The following is a 17,818-nucleotide window of genomic DNA, read 5'->3' on the forward strand; positions in this document are numbered from 1 at the left end:
CTCAGCGCAAACGTTCCAAGCCTTGTTGAAGGGTTGCATGGGAAAATTCGCCAAAATGCGTGTTAACGAGCTTTCCTTCTGCGCTGTAAAAAAGGGTGGTGGGCATAGCATGGGCGCCCGTTGCCTTCCCCAGTGCATTGCGTTGGTCAAGCCACACATTATCCAGTGAAAGGTCATGTTGGCTCATAAACGCTTCAATATGCTGGGCGTTTTCCCCTTGGTTAACGAACACAAAGGTAATGCCTTGTTCGGTATTTTGTGCTTCTTCAAAAACCGGCATTTCTCGAATACAAGGAGGACACCAGCTTGCCCAAAGATTAACGACAATAGGCTGCTGCGTCTGGTTGGCAAATTGAGGCAGGCTGGTAGGTTGGCCACTTAGGTCGACTAACGGAGTGTCTGGGAGAGGGCGCGCCTGTTGTTCAATTAAGGCAGTGCTGCCGACTATAATTCCCCATGTAAGGCAACCCGCTAGCAAGGCACCTCCTAACGGCCAGCGTTGGTGTGAAGAGCGCCACAGAACCCAGCTTGCGTAGCCAAGTCCAGCCATCATGCCGCCCGCTAAATTAAAGCCGCCGTCACGAATATCTAGCCGGGAAATAATGCCGTCATACGCTCCCCAGTAACGCACAACAAACACTGCCCGTGCGGCGATAAAGGCGATAAAAAATACCGTTATGAGCGTATCGCTCACCGCTACATTGTGCCGCCGCCCTAGTATCGCCCCCACCATAAGTGCCATCAAAAAAGCCATGACAAACACAAGTTGATGAAGACTGAAGCCCAGGGGACCAATTGCGATACTTTGCTGCAGCATAGTTAACCGTTATCTCAGTTAATGATGAATGCTGCAGTATCACAGTAGTCGATTATTTGACGATTATATTACCTATTGCTGAGACGTTATGCCGCAATGCCTCTTTCATGTGTCTGCCACCATCCATCTTATTGCATAGGGCGGTAGCGCGGTTTCCTCTCCGGGGGGTTGCATGTCTAAAGCACGCCAAACATGTTGGCTAAGCGCCTGCTCAAGTGCTTCTCCCACACTATCTAATGGCAGCAGCGTGTCGGTGACATTAAACAGGGCAAGCAGGCGGCGGCCGTCACTGAGTGGTCCTCGCTCAATGGCTAACAATTCAGGAGGTGTGGGCAGTACGCGCTGTGTGGCGTTGGGGTGAAAGCAGGGTTCTACCCGCCGTAGCTCCAACAGGCGGCTAAGGGCATGAAAAACATCGTGGGTTGGTGTTGAAGGGCTTTCAAGTAACAGGGCTAATTCGTCACGCTGCCAACGGCGGCGATTAATTGAACGTAAACGGCCGCTGCGTTCCACCCCTTCAACATCGTTAAGGGTGCCGGTCAGTGTATGAATATAGAGGGCGGGAATGCCCTGAAGCGTGAGCATAATGGCCTGGCTGCAAAGGAAGCGGGCAATTTGCCAGGGATCTGGTCCTCTACGCGTGCCGCGCATGGCCTCAAACCAGGTAATGTTGATCTCATAGGGCGAGTCACTACCATCGGGATTGCTGCGCATACTGACAAAGCCACCAAAGCGATGCATCAGCTCTAGCAGCGCATCTCGTTCATGGTCCGGGAGCAGCCCTTCTAAAGGACGCACACCAATACCATCATGGCTCGCTGTGAAGTTTAAATAGGTGCAGTGTCTGGGCAGTATCGGCAGGCTGGAAAGCCATGTTTGAAGGGTAGTGGCTTCACCGCGGGTGAGTGTATGCAATAGCAGTGGTGGTAGGGCAAATTGATAGACCATATGGGCTTCGTCAGGCGCCCCATTGGCTAACCGTTCTAGGCCAAAGTAACTGATGTTTTCTGCGTGAGGGACATTGGTCTCGGTAATTATCAGCGTGCCAGGCGATATTTCATCCACAATGGCGCGCAGTAAACGGACAACCGTATGGGTTTCAGGGAGGTGGATGCAAGATGTTCCCAGGCGCTTCCATAAAAACGCTATCGCATCCAGGCGAATGATGCGCACGCCCTGTTGAAGGTAAAACAGCAAAATGCCAACAAACTCTAGCAATACATCAGGATTTTCAAAGTTTAAATCAATCTGATCTTCTGAAAATGTCGCCCATACATGGCGAGTGCCTCGGCGCGTGGAAATGGGCACTAGCAATGGGCTGCTGCGTGGCCGAATAACGTCAGAAACATCGGTTTCTGGGTCTGCTTCAATAAAGTAATCACGACCTGGCAGGCTGCCGGTTAGATAATCTACAAACCACAGTGACTCACGAGATACGTGATTAAGCACTAAGTCGGCCATGACGTCATAGTGGCTGGCTAGCTCGCGAATGTGCTCCCAATCACCTAGCTCTGGATTAACCTCACGGTAATGAATGACTGAGAAGCCATCATCGCTACTCCAAGGAAAAAAAGGCAGTACATGCACGCCGCTAATGCGCTCGCCCAAATAGCGTTGAAGAAACTCATTAAGCACAGCAAGTGGGGGCGTTTCCTCTGCCACAATGGAATCACCGTAACTAATGACCCACTGATCTTTTTCGCTCCATGTTGGTGCGTTACCGCTTTCAGCCGCCATATTTTGTGTTGTGGCTGGCGCCTGTGACGCACGGCGAAAGTGCTCAATGTGTTGACCAATGCGGCGCTGTATCTCGCTGGCGCGGGGGCCGTAGAGGTGCGAAAGGAATTGATGGACCGTCTGCTCAAATGGGGTCATAGGGGAGTCCTCTTAAACAACCTACGACAAACGCTGCAGCTTGTGTGCCAAATCGTTACAATGCTAGGTTAACGCCGCGTTTAAAGAAGCGACTATTTTTGCTTGCAAGCGCCCTTAAACTGCATGTCGTTGTAGCGCGTGGCTACTCCGCTGCTAATAATAGTTCATAATATGCTTATATGTGCCGTTATCCGCACAGGCTGACACGCTGCACGTACTGACAACAGGTTGACTGCCATGCATTGCCCTTTTTGTGGTGCTAATGATACTCGAGTGACCGACTCGCGGCTGGTAGCCGACGGTGACCAGGTGCGCCGTCGTCGCCAATGCGCTAGCTGCCAAGAACGCTTCACCACGTATGAGACCGCAGAACTCATCATGCCGAGGGTCGTGAAATCCGACGGCTCACGTGAAACGTTTAACGAGGGCAAGCTGCGTGCAGGCATGCTGCGAGCGCTTGAAAAGCGTCCGGTAAGTGCCGAGGCAATAGAGGCCGCCGTTGAGCGTATTCGCCAATCGCTTCGTGCCCGTGGGGATCGCGAAGTTAATGCGCGGGATATCGGTGAAGCCGTCATGAAGGCATTAAGCAACCTGGATCAGGTGGCGTATATTCGCTTTGCATCGGTATATCGTAAGTTTCAGGATCTAGACGAATTTCGCGCCGAGATAGACCGTCTTTCTCAAGATCCAGGCGATCATCCGACATCAGCCTACAGCGGCCCAGATCGCGGAGAGGCTTGATGAACGAGTTGACGGAGAGAGGCTTTACCAGCGCTGATCATCAATTTATGGCGCGTGCTCTGCAATTGGCGGCGAAAGGGCTGTATACAACAGACCCCAACCCCCGGGTGGGCTGTGTTATTGTCCGCTACGATCAACACGCGGAAGGGCAAGTGGTTGGCGAGGGCTTTCACCTCCGTGCTGGCGAACCTCATGCAGAAATTCACGCACTTAACGCCGCTGGTGCTAAGGCAAAAGGCGCAACGGCTTATGTCACGTTAGAACCTTGTTCCCATACAGGACGCACTGGCCCTTGTGCCGTTGCGTTAGCGGATGCCCAAGTGGCCCGTGTGGTCGTGGCAATGGTTGACCCTAACCCTTGCGTTAGTGGACGCGGTATCAATCGGCTCCGGGAAGCGGGGATTCAGGTAGATGTTGGGCTGTTGGAACAAGATGCCTGTGCGCTAAATCCTGGCTTTATTTCCCGTATGCAGCACAAACGCCCCTTTGTACGCTTAAAAATGGCCATGAGTTTGGATGGCCGTACCGCCATGGGGTCTGGAGAGTCGCAATGGATTACCGGCCCAGAAGCCCGTAGCCAAGTGCAGCGTTTGCGGGCACGCTCAAGCGCTATTTTAAGCGGTGTTGAGTCCGTTATTATGGATGATTCTCGGCTAACAGTGCGCGCGAATCAGCTGGCGCTCGATAACGCGGATGCGGTAAGTCAGCGGCAGCCGCTGCGCGTCATTTTGGACTCGCGCCTGCGGTTACCGCTAGCGGCAGCTTGCCTTCGTGAACCAGGCCGCACGCTGATTATTACCACCGAACACCACAGTGAAGAAAAACGCCAAAAGCTGGAAGCTGCGGGCGCTGATATTAAGGTGCTGCCTGCGGCTCAAGAAGGTCGAATCGACCTCGCGGATATGTTGTGCTGGTTGGCCGAACATGAGCAGGTCAATGAGCTGCTCGTTGAAACCGGCGCTACCCTAGCAGGCGCGCTGTTAGATGCGAATATGGTGGATGAGCTGCAGCTATTTGTCGCCCCTACGCTTTTGGGAGGCGAGGCGCGACCACTATTTGCGTTGCCCGGCATGACCCGCATGGCCGACCAAAAGCGTTTGACTATCAAAGAAATTCGAGCTGTTGGGAGTGACTGGCGAATAATCGCGGAACCGCGCACTGACTAGCGCGCGGGGCCAGAGCAAGGTACCCTGACGCGCGAAATCGCATGTATTGCGACCACTTATTTTGGAGATTCCATGGCGCATTCCTCTTCAGAGGGTTTGTCCCCTATCGCTGAGCTGGTGGAAGATATCCGCCAGGGCAAAATGGTGATTCTCATGGATGATGAGGATCGCGAAAACGAAGGTGATATCATCATGGCGGCCGAAAAAGTTCAGGCCGAGCATATCAACTTCATGGCGCGCTATGCCTGTGGGCTCATTTGCATGCCAATGACTCGCGAGCGTTGCGAGCAGCTAAACCTGCCGCTAATGGTGCGTGACAATGGCTCTGGGTTTGGCACTAAGTTTACGCTTTCCATTGAAGCGACCGAAGGTGTGACCACTGGTATCTCAGCAGCTGATCGTGCGCGCACTGTTCAAGCGGCAGTGGCGGCGAATGCCAAACCGTCGGATATCGTCCAGCCAGGGCATATTTTTCCGCTGATGGCCGAGCCGGGTGGCGTCCTGCGTCGTGCCGGGCATACAGAAGCAGCCTGTGATTTGGCCTCATTAGCAGGCTGTGATCCTAGTGGCGTTATTTGTGAAATCATGAATGACGATGGCAGCATGGCGCGTCGCCCTGAGCTTGAAGTGTTTGCTAAAAAGCATGGTATTAAAATTGGCACGATTGCTGATTTAATTCACTATCGTATCGTTAATGAACAAACGGTTGATCCGGTTGAAACTACCAGCGTAATGACGGCCCATGGGGAGCTGGCGCTGCATGTTTTCCGTGACCGTATCCAAGGTGCTCACCATTTAGCGTTAGTGAAGGGCCAGCCGACGCCAGAGCAGGCGACGACTGTGCGAGTTCACTTAGCGGATACGCTGCGTGATATCGTAGGGTTAATGAAAGGTGAACAGTGCCGTTGGGATGCTCATCGTGCGCTCGAAGAGATCGCCAATGCGTCTGCGGGTGTCTTTGTGCTGATTGACGATGGTCGTCCTCACCAAGACTTGAAAGATCAACTCGATATTTTTCTGGATCGCGTGCGTCAACCTCGCACCAGCGATTCGGACGGTTCAGGTAACTACTTAACGATTGGTACTGGCTCGCAAATCCTACGCCATTTAGGGGTAGGCAAAATGCGGCTACTCAGCTCACCGTGGAAATTCTCAGCGCTCTCCGGTTTTGATCTCGAAGTTGTCGAGCGTCTGGGGCCAAATGACACGGCGTATGAGCCAACTTCTCAGCAGGAATAAATTGATGCAATCCCTTTCGCAAGTTGAAGGCACTTTTGTGGATGTCGATGGCCGTTATGTCATCGTTGTAGGTCGCTTTAACCACCATGTGGTGGATAGCCTGGTGGAAGGTGCTATCGATAGCCTGACACGCCACGGCGTTGATGCGGACAATATTCACCTTGTCCACGTACCCGGTGCTTGGGAACTGCCGCTGGCAGTAAAGCGCGTACTTAACGTCATGAAGCCCGATGCTGTTATCGCGCTGGGCGCTGTCATTCGTGGTGGCACACCGCATTTTGAATATGTGGCGGGTGGCTGCAATACCGCCATTAACCACCTCCAACTTGAGTTTGATACGCCGGTAGCAAACGGCGTGTTGACCGTTGAGTCTATCGAGCAGGCGATTGAGCGGGCAGGCACCAAAGCGGGTAATAAAGGTACGGAAGCCGCAATGGCAGCGATGGAGATGGTGTCGTTACTGCGTGCATTGCCGTTAGGAGATAACCAATGAGCGAACGTCGTGAGCGTAAGCCCTCTGCCGCGCAGCTAGGGCGCCACGCCGCACGTGAGTTAGCGGTTCAGGGGATTTACCAGTGGCAAATGACAGGTAAATCAATCACCACTATCGAAGCTGAGTTTCGCAGCCAAGTAGCGGATGATGACCTGGAAGATTACGAAAATTGGGTGAAGGTAATGGAAATCGCTGATAAGGCGCTTTTTCATGAACTGCTGCATAACACGGTCAGATTCAAAGCGGAGTTAGATCGTGAAATTGCGCCGTTGCTCGACCGTCGCTTAGAAGACCTGGATGCCGTTGAGTTAGCCATCCTTCGCTTGGGAGCCTACGAGCTTTCTCGGCGAATGGAAGTGCCCTACCGAGTAGTGATTAACGAAGGCGTTGAGCTGGCCAAATCATTTGGTGCCACCGACGGCCATAAATACGTGAACGGCATTCTCGATAAGCTAGCAAATCGCTTACGAAGTGCCGAGGTCAGCGCTCGCCGTCTGTAAGGCGAGCCTCCTGATAATGCGTTTAAGGGGCCTTTGTGCTTGGCGAATTTGAACTGATTCAGCGCTACTTCATGTCGCCGCAGGAGGCGCACGCGACAGCTGGCATAGCGCTTGAAAATGGCGACGATGCAGCGCTTTTAGTGCCCCAAGCAGGTCAACAGCTTGTGGTTAGCGTTGATACATCGGTGAGTGACGTCCACTTCCCCCACGATGCCCCCGCCAACGCGATAGGGCATCGCGCGCTGGCGGTGGCGCTCAGCGATTTAGCTGCCATGGGAGCGACGTCTCGTTGGTGCCTGATGGCAATGACGCTTGATAAAAGCGTCTTTAATGATCGTGCAACTGCCGAGCGATGGTTAGCGGGTTACGCCGAAGGGTTTCATACGCTTTGCCAGCAGCATTCTACGGCGCTGGTTGGTGGCGATGTCACCTCCGGGGCACTGACTATTGGTGTCACGGTGATGGGCGAAGTGCCAACCGGCCAAGCGCTAACCCGGTCAGGCGCAAAGGCCGGTGATGTTATTGCGGTGACCGGTGCGCTGGGTGGTGGCGCTGGTGGCCTGGCACTTTGGCGACAGGGCGAACGCGAGTTATCGCACCCTCTGCTAGCCCGTTATTTGTTACCTCAACCTCGTTTAGCTGCGGGTGCTGCATTGCGCGGCATTGCGACAGCGGCATTAGATATTTCGGATGGCTTGCTGGCAGATTTATCGCACTTACGTAAGGCATCTGAAGTAGGCTGTGTACTAGAGGTCGACGCGCTACCGTTGGCGACCGGACTGCAAGAGGCGATGGGCCACGATGGTGCGATAAAAGCCGCGCTGTCGGGTGGTGATGACTACGAACTGCTGGTGACACTCTCACCTAATAATCTCGCTATTGCTCAGCAGCGACTCGCCGATTGTGGCCTCTCGCTGACCGTGATAGGCCGCTGTACGGAAACGCTAGGCGTGACTGGCGTTGCCGCCAGTGACTACGAAGGATGGCAGCATTTTAGCGGGGAAGCGCCATGAACCGAGCACCAGCGAGCGTTTGGCGTCGGCCAACCCATTTTTTTGCGTTTGGTTTAGGCAGTGGTGCGGTGCCCTGGGCACCAGGCACCTTTGGTACTCTGGCGGCTATTCCTTTCTATTGGATGATGGCCGACCTGCCTTTGAGCTGGTATCTGGGTATTGTCTTCGCTGCATTTGTCGTTGGGGTTTGGTTATGCGATAAAACCTCTCATGACTTAGGCGTACACGATCACTCCGGTATTGTTTGGGATGAGTTTGTTGGCTACTGGATAACCATGGCGGCAGTGCCCTTTTCATGGGAGGCGGCTCTATGGGGGTTCATCGTTTTTCGTATTTTCGATGTCTTCAAGCCGTGGCCCATCCGTTGGGCAGACCGGCGAGTTGCCGGTGGATTTGGCATTATGATTGATGACGTAATGGCTGGCATCTACGCGTGGAGTACGATGCATTTATGGTTTTGGCTACACTAATAGCCTATCTGTAAAAAAACGAGAAGTTGAGCCACTTATAATAATGAATGGACTTAGATAATTACTGAAAACTGATCACGCAACGTCGGTGGCGAATGGCTCCAATCGCGGGGGTGTTCAAGGAGATCGCATGCGCAAGGAACGACTGATCGTCCCTATTCTCGCAGCCTTGGCGGTGGCGTGGGTGGTGGCACAACTGCTATCGAGCATTTTGTTTGAACGCAGCCTTCGTCAAGCACTAGAAGATTTGGAAGCGCGAGGGGAGTGGCGAGTTAGTCGGACGGAGAGTCGTCAAGGATGGTTAACGTCTCAGGGAAAGCTGCTTTTATCGCCCCTGTTAGGACGGCCGTGGCGGCTAGAGCTGACTTACCGTGCTCGTCATGGTGCGTTAAGTACTGACGTTGAAGGAACGCTGCTGCCCCGTTTAGATAGCGTTTTGCAAAAAGCAGTGGGCGAGGTCTCTGCCCCGTCTATACCTCGCTGGCAAGGGCGCTACCATACGCTAAGTGGTCATAGTGAACTGCGTTTGGCACTTGCCCCCTTTGTTATCCAGCAAAATGGCCGTGAGCTATCTGTTCGCGGTGCCAGAATGCGTTTAGAAGGCGTGTTTGGTGATTGGCGATTGCGTGCACTGGTCGACCAGCTAACGCTAACGGATGGCCCTGCCCAGCTAACGATGGGTCCTTTATCCCTTGAAAGCCGTTATACCTACATCGATGATGCCTATCACTTTGCTCAACGCGACCACCTCCATGTTGAGTCGTTATCGCTTCATTATCCTGCCTATGATATTTATCTTTCGCCGCTTGATGTGCACAGCCATATGGTGCTCGACGAGCAAGAGCTGCGTCTCAATGGCGAATTGATTATTGGTGAGGTGAGCGTCCCAAGCGAAGCGCCAGATACCCCTCTGTTAAGCGGGCGGATTGAAGCCGAGCTTTCACGTCTTAATGCGGATGCTGTGCGCGAAACCATCTTGCGGCTGCGTCAGGAAGCCTCATGGGGCGATGCTAGTCTTCCCATGGCAGAAGGCTTGCTGGTGCGCTTGGCCCCCGATTTAAAGGGCGTGTTGAGCGACTCCCCCCGTTTAGACATCACGACGGTGGCTATTGAAAGCCCGCTGCTTGGTATCAATGTTAATGCGGATGGTGCGCTCTTTTTTGATGCGCGTGGGCTCGATGAACTCACCATAACAGGATTAGACACACCAGAAGAGCGTGCTCGCTGGCTAGATCGTGTTGATGGTGACTTCACTTGGTACGATGCGCCAACCGTAGCAGCGCTTTGGCTAGGCCTCCCCCTTGGCACGCGAGAATTAGAGTTTGATGTTATTCGCGGCGAATTACGTGTTAATGGACGACCGATGCCCCAGCTTTGGCCTTAAACGCCTTAATCTTCAACGTTTTAAACTTAACAACGACGAGTTCTCGAGACGTTGCCCTTCTTCAGATGAACCGCTACAAATGGTGCCAAGGGTTGAAGTTCACCCTCTGTGCCCACATTCCTTAAGCATTGCTAAGCGGATCAATCCGCTAGTCACTGCTATAGGAGTGCGCATGAGCGACCAGGATTACGACCGCGATCACGAACATCTCGACTGGCTGACGGACGATGAGTCCGACGCGCAGCAAGACGACGCCTCGAGTAGTGAAGAGCATCGTTCAGACGGTGAAAAAGTCAACTCGTTAGTGCCCGCCAGCGATATGCTTCCCGAGCGTATCTACCTACTACCAATCCATAATCGGCCATTTTTTCCTGCTCAAGTGCAGCCGCTGGTGATCAACCGCGAGCGTTGGGAAGAAACCATGCGTCGGGTAGGTAATACACCTCATCACACCATCGGTGTTGCCTTTGTTGGTGAACAAGGTGTTGAGTCGTTAGGTCATGACGATTTTCCCGAGATTGGCACGGCGGTCAAAGTACATAAACTGCAGAGCGAAGATCAACAAATTCAGTTTATTGCTCAGGGGGTTAAACGCTTTAAAATTCAGCGCTGGCTGTCTAAAGAGCCGCCTTACCTGGTTGAAGTAAGCTATCCCAAAGAACCCGTAGATGCCGAGAATGAAGAAACCCGCGCCTATGCGATGGCCATTATTAACGGCATCAAAGAGTTATTGCCGATTAACCCGCTTTATGGCGAAGAACTAAAACACTACCTCAATCGCTTCAGCCCTCATGAGCCCGGCCCGCTAACCGACTTCGCGGCCGCGATCACGTCTGCTAAAGGTCCTGAGCTGCAGGATGTGCTTGCGACGTTGTCAGTCGCGGAACGTATGCATAAAGTCCTGCCGCTACTACGCAAAGAAATTGATGTTGCTCAGTTGCAAAGCGAAATCAGTGAGCAGGTGAATGCTCAAATGCAGGAGCGGCAGCGAGAGTTTTTCTTGCGTGAGCAGCTTAAAGTTATTCAGCGTGAACTGGGTATTTCCAAAGACGACCGTGAAAACGATGTTGATACCTTTAGGGGCCGCCTAGAGTCTCTGGTGGTGCCCGAGCGAGTCCAGGCGCGTATTGATGATGAACTCAACAAACTCAGCGTATTAGAAACAGGCTCGCCAGAGTACGGCACTACTCGTAACTATCTTGACTGGCTAACCTCGTTGCCCTGGGGAGTCACCAGTCAGGACAAGCTCGACTTGGCTCATGCTAGGGAAGTTCTCAATCGCGATCACGACGGCTTACAAGACGTGAAAGAGCGAATTGTTGAGTTTCTTGCCGAAGGCACCTTCAAGGGTGATGTGGGTGGTTCGATTGTGCTGCTGGTAGGCCCCCCTGGGGTCGGTAAAACCTCGATTGGGCGCTCTATTGCTGAAGCGCTGGGACGTGAGTTTTACCGTTTCTCTGTGGGCGGTATGCGCGATGAGGCTGAAATTAAAGGCCACCGTCGTACCTACGTGGGCGCAATGCCAGGCAAACTAGTGCAGGCCTTCAAAGAAGTTGAAGTCGAAAACCCAGTGATTATGCTCGATGAGATTGATAAGTTGGGCCAATCGTTCCAGGGCGATCCCGCGTCAGCCTTGCTTGAAGTACTAGACCCAGAGCAAAACGTCGACTTCCTGGATCACTATCTCGATGTACGCATGGATCTTTCCAAAGTACTGTTCTTGTGCACCGCGAATACGCTGGACTCTATCCCAGGTCCGCTGCTTGATCGTATGGAGCAGATCCGTCTTTCAGGTTATATCGCGGAAGAAAAGCTACTGATCGCTAAGCACCATCTATGGCCGAAGCTACTGAAACGCGACAACTTGCCCAAGAAGCGTATCAACTTGACGGATGCCGCACTCAAGCAGGTCATTGATGGTTATGCACGTGAAGCGGGGGTACGCCAGCTGGAAAAACAGTTGCATCGTATTGTCCGTAAGGCAGCGGTGAAGCTTCTGGAAGAGCAACTGGAAACAGTCAAAATTTCGGTCAAAAACCTGGAAGAGTTCTTGGGAGCACCCCTATTCCGCAAAGAAAAAGTGCTAAAAGGCGAAGGCGTTGTTACTGGCCTTGCTTGGACCTCCATGGGAGGAGCAACGCTGCCTATCGAAGCAGGTAAAGTCCATGCGTTGGATCGCGGCTTTAAACTCACCGGCAAGCTTGGCGATGTGATGAAAGAGTCTGCCAATATTGCCTATAGCTACACGCTGGGGCATTTGCAGGAGTATGGCGCTGATGCCGATTTTTTTGACTCAGCCTTTGTGCATCTCCATGTGCCAGAAGGGGCAACGCCCAAAGATGGCCCGTCGGCAGGGGTCACAATGACTACAGCGCTGCTTTCACTGGCTAAGCATCAGGCAATTAATCGCCCCTTGGCGATGACCGGCGAACTGACTCTAACCGGTCAAGTATTACCGGTGGGTGGTATTCGAGAGAAGATTATCGCTGCGCGCCGTAGCGACATTTTTGAGGTGATACTGCCAGAAGCCAATAAACGCGATTACGAAGAGCTTCCCGATTATTTAAAAGAGGGAATGACGGTTCATTTTGCGAACCGCTATCGTGATGTGGCCAACGTCGTATTCACGTAGGTACTTCATTCGAACGTAAAAAACGCATGGTTAAAGCGCCGCACCGAAGAGTGCGGCGCTTTTGCATAGTTATTCAGAGGTTAAATTCCCTTGAGACGCGAGATAATAGAAGCAAACCAAAATTAAAAGTCCCGAGGGGAGTCTCTGCATGCGCAATAACCAACCCGTCACTCAGCGTGAGTACACGCTCGACGATGAGACTGTGCTGATTTCACGTTCAGATTTGAAGGGTAACGTGACCTACGCGAATGCAGCGTTTGTCGAGGTAAGCGGCTATACCCGCGATGAATTGATGGGAGCTCCCCACAACTTAATTCGCCACCCAGATATGCCGGAAGCAGCCTATGCAGACTTCTGGAAAACCATACAGTCAGGTGCGACTTGGCAGGGGACGGTTAAAAATCGTCGTAAAAACGGCGATCATTATTGGGTCAGTGCTAGCGTGGCCCCGCTCAGAGATGGCGACCGTATCGTAGGGTACACCTCGTTGCGGCGCAAAGCACCGGCTCATAGTATTGCGCTGGCTGAAACCGTCTATAAAGAAATACGCGAAAAAGGCAAGTCACGCCGTTATACGCTGTCGCAGGGCGCATTAAAGCGCCGTGGTGTGGGAGGCTTTTTTGCCCGCTTTCAGTTTAACAGCCTAAAAGCTAAGTTAACGGGCATGGTGGTGGCGTCACTTATTCTGCTGGGGCTAGCTGGCGGTTTGGGGATGTATGGCTTGATGGTGTCTGGTGAACGCCTGGACACGTTAAATCGTTCAGGATTAGAAGCTGTCGCTAATCTTCAACGGTTAGAGCGTCAAATTGGTCAGGTTGTTACCCAATTGGAACCTGCTGTGCGCAATCCCCGTCGGGTTGATGTTGAAGCGGTTGCCGCGTCAGTGAGCGAGTACTCCCAGTCAATACAAACGCTTTGGAGCGAGTATCTTACCGACAGCAATTCTAGTGCAGAGCGCTTACAAGCCTTTGGTGCGGGTTTGACGGCCTGGAGAAGCAGTGTCGATACCACTATAACGGCGATCAGCGACGCAAATGGCTTTGCCGCTTTCGAAGCCTTTAACGACGGCGTACAGCCTACCACCGAGCAGCTAAGAGAGGGCAGTAGCCAGTTAGTCAGCGATGAACGGGCAAGTGCTGAAGCGCTGGTGGGGCAGGCGCGGCAGGGGCGTCAGCAAATGTTGATTGCCCAAGTGGCGTTGATGGTTCTCGGCTTGCTGTTGATGGTAGGTCTCAGCACGGTGATTTTAAGGTCAGTGCTGCGCAGTGTGGAAGGGGCGCGGCATATTACTTTCCAGATTGCAGCAGGAAATTTGGCTGCGCGGGAGCGTCGTGAAACTAAAGACGAACTGGGTGAACTGCTTTATTCGTTGGATACCATGCGCTTTAGTTTAGCCAGCATTGTTGGTGACGTAGAACATCGGGTATCGGTTGTCACACCTGCTGTTCAGCAAATTGCCGCAGAAAATGAAGAGCTTGCTTCACGTACCGAACAGCAGGCGTCGTCACTGCAGCAAACGGCCTCTAGCATGGAAGAGATGACTTCCACGGTGCAGCAAAATACTGAGAATGCCCGCCAAGCGACGGAGCTGGCGGTGCAGAATGCCTCAAGCACCCGGGATACCCGAGAGCAAATGCAGCAGTTGGTCGCAAGAATGCAGCGTATTGCCCAAAGTGCTGAAAAAATGGCGGAGATGATAGGCGTCATTGACGGAATCGCTTTCCAAACGAATATCCTGGCGCTCAATGCATCGGTCGAAGCCGCACGTGCCGGTGAGCATGGCCGAGGCTTTGCGGTTGTAGCTAGTGAAGTGCGCAATTTGGCAAGCCGCAGTGCGGATGCGGCCCAAGAAATTCGCAAGATGATCGATAGCACGACACAAGAGGTCAGCGGCGGGCGCGGCGCGGTTGAGCAGGCAGAACGTGCCATCGACAATGTGATGCAGCAGGTCAGCCGTGTCAGTGAACTTATGGAGTCGATTAGCACCGCCTCGAGCGAGCAGAGCAGCGGCATTGGCCAAATTAATTCCGCGATTGCTGAGATGGACAATGTTACTCAGCAAAATGCCACCAAAGTACAAACCATCGCGGCCTCTGCCGATAATTTAGCGCTAGAGACGTTTGAGCTGGCGAATGTAGTGGATGCCTTCCGTTTGGAAGGTGCTCAGGAAGAAAATGTCCATTCTGCCCGGGAAAAGCTACAGCAGGTTAATCAAGCGCAGCGTAAAGCGTCACTGAAACTTCCTTCCGGGGGAGGTGCTGCGGCACAAGGGTTGGCTAGTCAAGAGCACCCTGCACAGTGGGAGACGTTTTAACTCTGACGAAAAGACGCTTACGAATAGGGCACGGCGGTTACTCTCACCATCTGCTCTCTCCATCTAGTCTCCGCGGTGCGCTCATGCCACAATCTAAGGCCGCTGGATTCACTTGCCTGTCGCCAAGAATGCGGCAGGCCATGATAAAGATGTAGAGGACACCATGCCCGAGTATCGCTCCCGTACGACCACCGCTGGCCGCAATATGGCCGGTGCCCGCGCTCTTTGGCGCGCCACCGGTATGAAGGACGACGACTTCCATAAGCCCATTATTGCGGTTGCGAACTCGTTTACCCAGTTTGTGCCGGGCCATGTTCACTTAAAAGACATGGGCCAGCTGGTCGCACGTGAAATTGAAAAAGCAGGCGGTGTTGCTAAAGAGTTCAACACCATCGCGGTAGACGACGGCATCGCGATGGGCCACGACGGCATGCTCTATTCGCTGCCCAGCCGCGATATTATCGCTGATAGCGTTGAGTACATGTGTAATGCCCACTGCGCTGACGCGCTGGTGTGTATTTCCAACTGCGACAAAATTACCCCTGGGATGCTGATGGCTGCCATGCGCCTCAATATTCCGGTGATTTTTGTCTCAGGCGGGCCCATGGAAGCGGGCAAAACCAAGCTGTTAGATCACGGACTAGACCTTGTCGACGCTATGGTTATGGCGGCTGATGATAGTGTCGATGATGAAACCCTTGCAGAAGTCGAGCGCAGTGCTTGCCCCACCTGCGGCAGTTGCTCGGGCATGTTTACCGCTAACTCTATGAACTGCCTAATGGAAGCATTAGGCTTGGCGCTACCTGGTAACGGTACCGTGCTGGCGACCCACTCAGACCGTCGCCGTTTGTTTGAAAATGCGGGGCACCGCATTGTAGAGCTCGCCAAGCGCTACTATGAAGGCGAAGAAGCCCACCTGTTGCCCCGTGCGATTGGCAATAAGGCCGCGTTCAAAAATGCCATGACGTTAGATATCGCCATGGGCGGTTCTACGAATACGATTTTGCATTTGCTGGCGGCGGCCCAGGAAGCGGAAGTCGACTTCTCCATGGCGGATATTGATCGGCTCTCTCGGGAAGTGCCGCAGCTATGTAAAGTGGCTCCTAATACCCAGAAATATCATATCGAAGACGTTCACCGTGCGGGTGGCATTATGGCCATTCTGGGCGAGCTGGATCGCGCGGGAGTGTTGGACACGTCAGTGCCGACTGTCTACGGCGATAGCCTAAAAGCGGCGCTGGAAGAGTGGGACATTATGCGCTCGCCAAACGCCGAGGTGGTCGAGTTCTTTAAAGCAGGCCCTGGTGGCGTTCCTACTCAAACCGCTTTCTCACAAAGCGCTCGCTGGCCAAGTCTAGATGGCGATCGTGCGACTGGTTGTATCCGCGACCTAGCGCATGCGTTCTCAACAGAAGGTGGCTTGGCTGTGCTTTACGGCAATATCGCGCTCAATGGTTGCGTGGTGAAAACGGCAGGCGTTGACGACTCTATTCTCGTATTCGAAGGTAAAGCTCACGTCGTTGAATCCCAAGACCAAGCGGTGGCTAACGTATTGGATGGAAAGGTCAAAGAGGGTGACGTAGTGGTCATTCGCTACGAGGGCCCCAAAGGCGGCCCGGGTATGCAGGAAATGCTCTATCCGACCTCGTACTTAAAATCCAAAGGGTTGGGTAAAGCGTGTGCACTGCTGACAGATGGCCGTTTTTCTGGCGGTACCTCCGGGCTTTCCATCGGTCATGTTTCTCCCGAAGCGGCGGCGGGTGGCGCGATTGGTTTAGTCGAGCAGGGCGATACCATTCTGATTGATATTCCCAACCGCACGATTAACGTGCAACTGTCTGATTCCGTGTTGGCGAAGCGCCGCGAGGCGATGGAAGCCAAAGGAAAAGATGCCTGGAAGCCGGTCGAGCAACGCCCGCGTAAGGTAACTCCCGCACTGAAAGCCTACGCGTTACTGGCAACGTCAGCGGACAAGGGCGCGGTTCGCGATCTTTCCAAGCTCGACTAGGGTTAGGCACTATGTAAAGCAGCCCGTGCAAAGCGGGCTGCTTTATGTGGACTGCTTTATGCCCAATGCAAACCGTCAAAATGACTAAGGAATGTAATGAAGGCGATTATCAACGTTGGCCTCGTTGGCTATGGATTTGCGAGTAAAACGTTTCATGCGCCACTCATTCAGGCAACGGAAGGCCTGGATTTGGTCGCAGTATCCTCCAGTGATGCCGCCAAAGTGCATGCTGATTTAGATGTTGAGGTTGAAAGCCAGGCGCTGGCGCTGTGTCAGCGCAGCGATATTGATCTCATTGTTATCCCTACGCCTAACGACACGCACTTTCCGCTTGCGAAAGCAGCGCTGATGGCGGGTAAGCACGTGGTCGTCGATAAACCGTTTACCGTCACGCTTTCAGAAGCCAAGCAGCTAAAAGCGCTGGCGATTGATAAAGAGCGCCTAGTGTCGGTGTTTCATAACCGCCGCTGGGACAGTGACTTCCTGACCATTAAAGCGCTGTTGGAAGCTGGTACATTAGGTCGTGTCACCGGATTTGAATCGCGTTTTGATCGTTTTCGGCCAGAGGTTCGCGCCCGCTGGCGAGAAAAAGCCACACCGGGAGGTGGAATTTGGTATGACCTCGGCCCGCACTTGCTCGACCAAGCTTGTGAGTTGTTTGGGATGCCTAATGCCATCATGCTGGATCTCGGCGTGCGTAGAGACGACGCTAAAGCCGATGATGACTTTCTAGCGCTGTTGGAGTATGACGGCTGCCGAGTCAGCCTAAGTGCCGGCACGCTGATTGCTGAATCAACACCGCGCTTCCGCATTAATGGAACGAAAGGCAGCTATCTTAAATATGGCCTAGATCCTCAAGAGGATCGCTTAAAAGCGGGTGAAATGCCTACGCCTGCATGGGGTGCTGACTCCCCGGGCACGCTGACTCTTCGCGAGGGCGACGTTGAGGATGCACCGCTGGTACGCCACGAGCATGCCACCCAGGCGGGTGACTACCTCGCTTATTATCAAGGTGTGGCTGCCGCAATTCGTGATAAAGGACCACTGCCTGTCGATATTGACGATGCGCTACGCAGCATGATGCTGTTGGAAGCTGGCCTAGACAGCCACCGCCAACGGCGCTGGATACCGCTTAAGCATCATTTGTAAGCACCAGCACGGCGGCT

General features: G+C 53.3%; 14 protein-coding genes. 12 read left to right on the forward strand and 2 right to left on the reverse strand.

What is annotated here, in order from left to right; translation table 11 throughout:
* Position 1: 1 nt before the first annotated feature.
* Positions 2–817, reverse strand: a complete 816-nt coding sequence (locus L1X57_RS11640; RefSeq protein WP_009721747.1) for a TlpA family protein disulfide reductase — start codon at positions 815–817, stop codon at positions 2–4.
* Positions 818–922: 105 nt separating this feature from the next.
* Positions 923–2,692, reverse strand: coding sequence for a sugar phosphorylase (locus L1X57_RS11645; protein ID WP_009721748.1), 1,770 nt, complete (start codon positions 2,690–2,692; stop codon positions 923–925).
* A 237-nt stretch (positions 2,693–2,929) separates the two neighbouring features.
* Between L1X57_RS11645 and nrdR the strand changes: the two genes are divergently transcribed.
* From nrdR to L1X57_RS11705, 12 genes are all read left to right on the forward strand, one after another.
* Positions 2,930–3,433, forward strand: a complete 504-nt coding sequence (nrdR, locus tag L1X57_RS11650; protein WP_009721749.1) for a transcriptional regulator NrdR — start codon at positions 2,930–2,932, stop codon at positions 3,431–3,433.
* Positions 3,433–4,599: a bifunctional diaminohydroxyphosphoribosylaminopyrimidine deaminase/5-amino-6-(5-phosphoribosylamino)uracil reductase RibD gene (ribD, locus tag L1X57_RS11655; RefSeq protein WP_234667728.1), complete on the forward strand. Its 1,167-nt coding sequence runs from the start codon at positions 3,433–3,435 to the stop codon at positions 4,597–4,599. The genes nrdR and ribD overlap by 1 nt, the downstream gene beginning before the upstream one ends.
* 72 nt (positions 4,600–4,671) lie before the next feature.
* The gene (gene ribBA, locus L1X57_RS11660; RefSeq protein WP_009721752.1) at positions 4,672–5,838 is read left to right on the forward strand and encodes a bifunctional 3,4-dihydroxy-2-butanone-4-phosphate synthase/GTP cyclohydrolase II; all 1,167 of its coding nucleotides are present in this window, start codon (positions 4,672–4,674) and stop codon (positions 5,836–5,838) included.
* Between the two features lie 4 nt (positions 5,839–5,842).
* The gene (gene ribH, locus L1X57_RS11665) at positions 5,843–6,331 is read left to right on the forward strand and encodes a 6,7-dimethyl-8-ribityllumazine synthase (protein WP_009721753.1); all 489 of its coding nucleotides are present in this window, start codon (positions 5,843–5,845) and stop codon (positions 6,329–6,331) included.
* Positions 6,328–6,831, forward strand: coding sequence for a transcription antitermination factor NusB (gene nusB, locus L1X57_RS11670; RefSeq protein WP_009721754.1), 504 nt, complete (start codon positions 6,328–6,330; stop codon positions 6,829–6,831). The genes ribH and nusB overlap by 4 nt, the downstream gene beginning before the upstream one ends.
* 35 nt (positions 6,832–6,866) lie before the next feature.
* The gene (gene thiL / locus L1X57_RS11675; protein ID WP_009721755.1) at positions 6,867–7,844 is read left to right on the forward strand and encodes a thiamine-phosphate kinase; all 978 of its coding nucleotides are present in this window, start codon (positions 6,867–6,869) and stop codon (positions 7,842–7,844) included.
* Positions 7,841–8,314: a phosphatidylglycerophosphatase A family protein gene (locus L1X57_RS11680; protein ID WP_009721756.1), complete on the forward strand. Its 474-nt coding sequence runs from the start codon at positions 7,841–7,843 to the stop codon at positions 8,312–8,314. The genes thiL and L1X57_RS11680 overlap by 4 nt, the downstream gene beginning before the upstream one ends.
* A gap of 130 nt (positions 8,315–8,444) precedes the next feature.
* The gene (locus L1X57_RS11685) at positions 8,445–9,698 is read left to right on the forward strand and encodes a DUF945 family protein (protein ID WP_009721757.1); all 1,254 of its coding nucleotides are present in this window, start codon (positions 8,445–8,447) and stop codon (positions 9,696–9,698) included.
* A gap of 172 nt (positions 9,699–9,870) precedes the next feature.
* Positions 9,871–12,330 (forward strand): endopeptidase La, encoded by a 2,460-nt coding sequence (gene lon, locus L1X57_RS11690; protein ID WP_009721758.1) that lies wholly within the window; start codon positions 9,871–9,873, stop codon positions 12,328–12,330.
* Between the two features lie 148 nt (positions 12,331–12,478).
* Positions 12,479–14,644 carry a methyl-accepting chemotaxis protein gene (locus L1X57_RS11695; RefSeq protein ID WP_009721759.1) on the forward strand — a complete coding sequence of 722 codons (2,166 nt, stop codon included), beginning with the start codon at positions 12,479–12,481 and terminating at the stop codon, positions 14,642–14,644.
* A 163-nt stretch (positions 14,645–14,807) separates the two neighbouring features.
* Entirely contained in the window at positions 14,808–16,652 is a 1,845-nt protein-coding gene (gene ilvD, locus L1X57_RS11700; RefSeq protein WP_009721760.1) for a dihydroxy-acid dehydratase, read from the forward strand.
* 96 nt (positions 16,653–16,748) lie between these two features.
* Positions 16,749–17,801 carry an oxidoreductase gene (locus L1X57_RS11705; protein WP_009721761.1) on the forward strand — a complete coding sequence of 351 codons (1,053 nt, stop codon included), beginning with the start codon at positions 16,749–16,751 and terminating at the stop codon, positions 17,799–17,801.
* Positions 17,802–17,818 lie beyond the last annotated feature (17 nt).

This window comes from Halomonas sp. TD01, from assembly GCF_923868895.1.
In the GTDB taxonomy this organism is placed as follows: Bacteria; Pseudomonadota; Gammaproteobacteria; order Pseudomonadales; family Halomonadaceae; genus Vreelandella.

Coding starts and splice junctions, on each gene's coding strand:
- L1X57_RS11640 (WP_009721747.1), bottom strand. CDS start 817: ATGCTGCAGCAAAGTATCGCAATTGGTCCCCTGGGCTTCAGTCTTCAT.
- L1X57_RS11645 (WP_009721748.1), bottom strand. CDS start 2,692: ATGACCCCATTTGAGCAGACGGTCCATCAATTCCTTTCGCACCTCTAC.
- nrdR (WP_009721749.1), top strand. CDS start 2,930: ATGCATTGCCCTTTTTGTGGTGCTAATGATACTCGAGTGACCGACTCG.
- ribD (WP_234667728.1), top strand. CDS start 3,433: ATGAACGAGTTGACGGAGAGAGGCTTTACCAGCGCTGATCATCAATTT.
- ribBA (WP_009721752.1), top strand. CDS start 4,672: ATGGCGCATTCCTCTTCAGAGGGTTTGTCCCCTATCGCTGAGCTGGTG.
- ribH (WP_009721753.1), top strand. CDS start 5,843: ATGCAATCCCTTTCGCAAGTTGAAGGCACTTTTGTGGATGTCGATGGC.
- nusB (WP_009721754.1), top strand. CDS start 6,328: ATGAGCGAACGTCGTGAGCGTAAGCCCTCTGCCGCGCAGCTAGGGCGC.
- L1X57_RS11680 (WP_009721756.1), top strand. CDS start 7,841: ATGAACCGAGCACCAGCGAGCGTTTGGCGTCGGCCAACCCATTTTTTT.
- L1X57_RS11685 (WP_009721757.1), top strand. CDS start 8,445: ATGCGCAAGGAACGACTGATCGTCCCTATTCTCGCAGCCTTGGCGGTG.
- lon (WP_009721758.1), top strand. CDS start 9,871: ATGAGCGACCAGGATTACGACCGCGATCACGAACATCTCGACTGGCTG.
- L1X57_RS11695 (WP_009721759.1), top strand. CDS start 12,479: ATGCGCAATAACCAACCCGTCACTCAGCGTGAGTACACGCTCGACGAT.
- ilvD (WP_009721760.1), top strand. CDS start 14,808: ATGCCCGAGTATCGCTCCCGTACGACCACCGCTGGCCGCAATATGGCC.
- L1X57_RS11705 (WP_009721761.1), top strand. CDS start 16,749: ATGAAGGCGATTATCAACGTTGGCCTCGTTGGCTATGGATTTGCGAGT.